Below are 2,535 nucleotides of genomic sequence, written 5' to 3'. Positions count from 1 at the left end.
TGAACCGTGGGTGACCAGCCGCGACGGCTACTCCCCCGCAGACGTGCTGCCCGCCGTCGTCTTTATCCAGCGATCGGCGATTAGGCTGGTGAACAGAAGTGCGTTCCATCCCAGTTGCTGCTACCGGAGCCAGGCGGTACCCGTAGGACACGGCGTGTCGGGCTATTCCGGTGCCCAGCCGGCTGGTTGGCTGGGAGTAACCGGGCAGGAGCGCGGGAGGCGAGCAAGGCCGAAACTGTTGCATCGGAAGGAGCGGAGCACCCATGAAGCTCCTGTTGATCAGGCACGGACAGACACCCGGCAACGTCGCAGGCCAGTTGGACACTGCGTTCCCGGGCCCCGGGCTGACCAAGCTCGGTGAGCGCCAGGCGTCCGCCCTGCCGAAGGCTCTGGCCCATGAAGCAATCGAAGCCCTGTACACCTCCACCCTGCTGCGCACTCAGCGGACCGTCGCTCCCCTGGCGAAAGCTACCGGATTGGAGCCGGCAATCCTGGACGGAGTCCATGAGATCGAGGCCGGCTCACTTGAAAAGAAGACCGACCACGAATCTCACCGCCGTTACATGAGCACCGTCTTTGCGTGGACGGATGGCCACTTGGATGTGCGCATGCCCGGGGCTTCTGACGGACACGACTTCTTTGCCAGATTTGACGATTCAGTCCAGCAGGTTGCGGCCGCAGGACATTCGACGGCGGCAATCGTCAGCCACGGTGCTGCTATCCGTTGCTGGGCGGGCCGTCGGGCGACAGACATCGACACCGTGTTCGCCGAAACGCATCAGCTCCCCAACACCGGGATTGTTGCGTTGGAAGGGGACCCGGAAAGCGGATGGCGGGTGCTGCACTGGGACCAAATCCCCGGCGGAGGCACGGCGCTGGCAGACCACACCGCCGATGACCCGACGGGCGAGGCACTTCACCCCTGATTCCATACTGCCCATGCCGGCGCACCGTCCGCCTTGCACGCTGCGGGCCCTACTCTGCACGCTGCGGGGCCTGCTCTGCACGCTGCGGGGCCTGCCCTGCTCGGTAAAACCACCCATAAGGGCGCAGAGCGGGCCTCACAACGCAAGAAAGTCCCGCAATTCTCCCACCCCTTACGCGCAGGAAACACCGCGGTAACCGCAGCTCCCTAGGCTTAGTACGCATAGACACCTCCCCGAACCCCGGCGAAAAGAGGCAATGATGCAGACCAACCCACGGCTCAACATCCGGCAGGTAACTTGGGCGAACCCCGTGGGCGCAGACCTCCGCGCCGCACAACAGGCAGAACTTGATGCGAGGTTCGGAACCACGGACCACGAACCTGGACCCCCGCCGACGGAAGCGGACACGGCAGTTTTTGTGGTGGCCTACGAGAAGTGCTCTGGCCAACCTTTGGGATGCGGCGGATTACGGATGCTGGATGAAAACACCGCCGAGATCAAGAGGCTATATGTGGTCCCTTATGCCAGGGGCTCCGGAGTGGCAAGCTCCATTCTCGCCGCGCTCGAGGCACAGGCTCATTCCCACGGGTTCACGGTGATCGCAGCTGAGGCAGGATCAGCGCAATCGGACGGCAGAAGCTTCTACGAGAGCGCAGGCTTTGCCGCCGTGCCGAACTTCGGCCCGTACGTCGGTGCCAGCGGGTCGTATTGCTATTCGAAGCGAATCGACTCACACAGCGCCTCCCACACGGCGATGGCCTAACGGAGGGGACGGCTGAGAGTTCAGGCACAATATCAAGCGAAGGTTGCGCCAGTTCGATAATCTCGGATTATGGAAAAAGCAGACATCACCTTCCGCACCCGCAAATGGGTGCGGCCCGAGGACCTCAATGCCAACGGCACACTCTTTGGTGGCAGCCTGCTGAAGTGGATCGATGAAGAGGCCGCGATCTACGCCATTCTCCAATTGGGCAATGGCCGCGCCGTCACCAAGTACATATCCGAGATCAACTTCGTCAGTTCCGCGGTCCAGGGTGATCTGGTGGAGATGGGGTTGACCGCGAAGCGCTTCGGCCGCACGTCCTTGACCATGCGCGCCGAGGTCCGCAATATGATCACCCGCGAAGCAATCCTGACCATCGAGGAAATCGTCTTCGTGAATCTTGGGCCCGATGGCCGCCCGCAACCGCACGGCTACACGGAAATCACGTATGACCGCGACCGCATCCCCACGCACCACCTGACGGAAACGCTCGACGAAGACTGAACCACGCGCCGTCGGGCGCTTTATCACTGCAGGTAACGGAACATCACTGCAGGTACCGGAAAACGGTCCATGTGCGGGAGTTCAGGCAGCAGTCGGCGGTATGCCGTGCACTGAAGGTCGCCTTCCGGCCAGCCCCTGCCGAGCGGAACATTGCCTTTCCCCCGCATGCCAGGCAGACCAACTGCTGCCTACGTGGCTCCTGCCAGTGTTCGTCGAGGTTATCGAAGTCCTCGGCATCCCAGTCTTTCCGGTCAGCGAGGCACAGTGCCCTTCTCATCGACTGTGGCTTTCGAGTAGTAAACATCCTTATACGGGGTGCTGGCGGCCGCGATTAACGCGGCC

At 62.3% G+C, this 2,535-nt stretch carries 3 protein-coding genes; all 3 read left to right on the top strand.

What is annotated here, in order from left to right; genetic code table 11:
* Window positions 1-263 precede the first annotated feature (263 nt).
* The 3 genes from MOD31_RS21280 to MOD31_RS21270 all read left to right on the top strand — a co-directional run bounded on the left by MOD31_RS21280 (window position 264) and on the right by MOD31_RS21270 (window position 2,193).
* On the top strand, window positions 264-926 hold the full coding sequence (locus MOD31_RS21280; protein WP_142937546.1) for a histidine phosphatase family protein: 663 nt from the start codon (window positions 264-266) through the stop codon (window positions 924-926).
* A 259-nt stretch (window positions 927-1,185) separates the two neighbouring features.
* A complete protein-coding gene (locus MOD31_RS21275; protein WP_024818574.1) occupies window positions 1,186-1,689 on the top strand; it encodes a GNAT family N-acetyltransferase in 504 nt (167 codons plus the stop codon).
* A gap of 69 nt (window positions 1,690-1,758) precedes the next feature.
* Entirely contained in the window at window positions 1,759-2,193 is a 435-nt protein-coding gene (locus MOD31_RS21270; RefSeq protein ID WP_011776502.1) for an acyl-CoA thioesterase, read from the top strand.
* The last annotated feature ends 342 nt before the right edge of the window (window positions 2,194-2,535 follow it).

It is taken from the genome of Paenarthrobacter sp. TYUT067 (assembly GCF_023656375.1).
Lineage (GTDB): Bacteria > Actinomycetota > Actinomycetes > Actinomycetales > Micrococcaceae > Arthrobacter.
The sequence above is the reverse complement of the archived record's forward strand: the minus strand, read 5'-3'. Positions and strand labels throughout refer to the sequence as shown.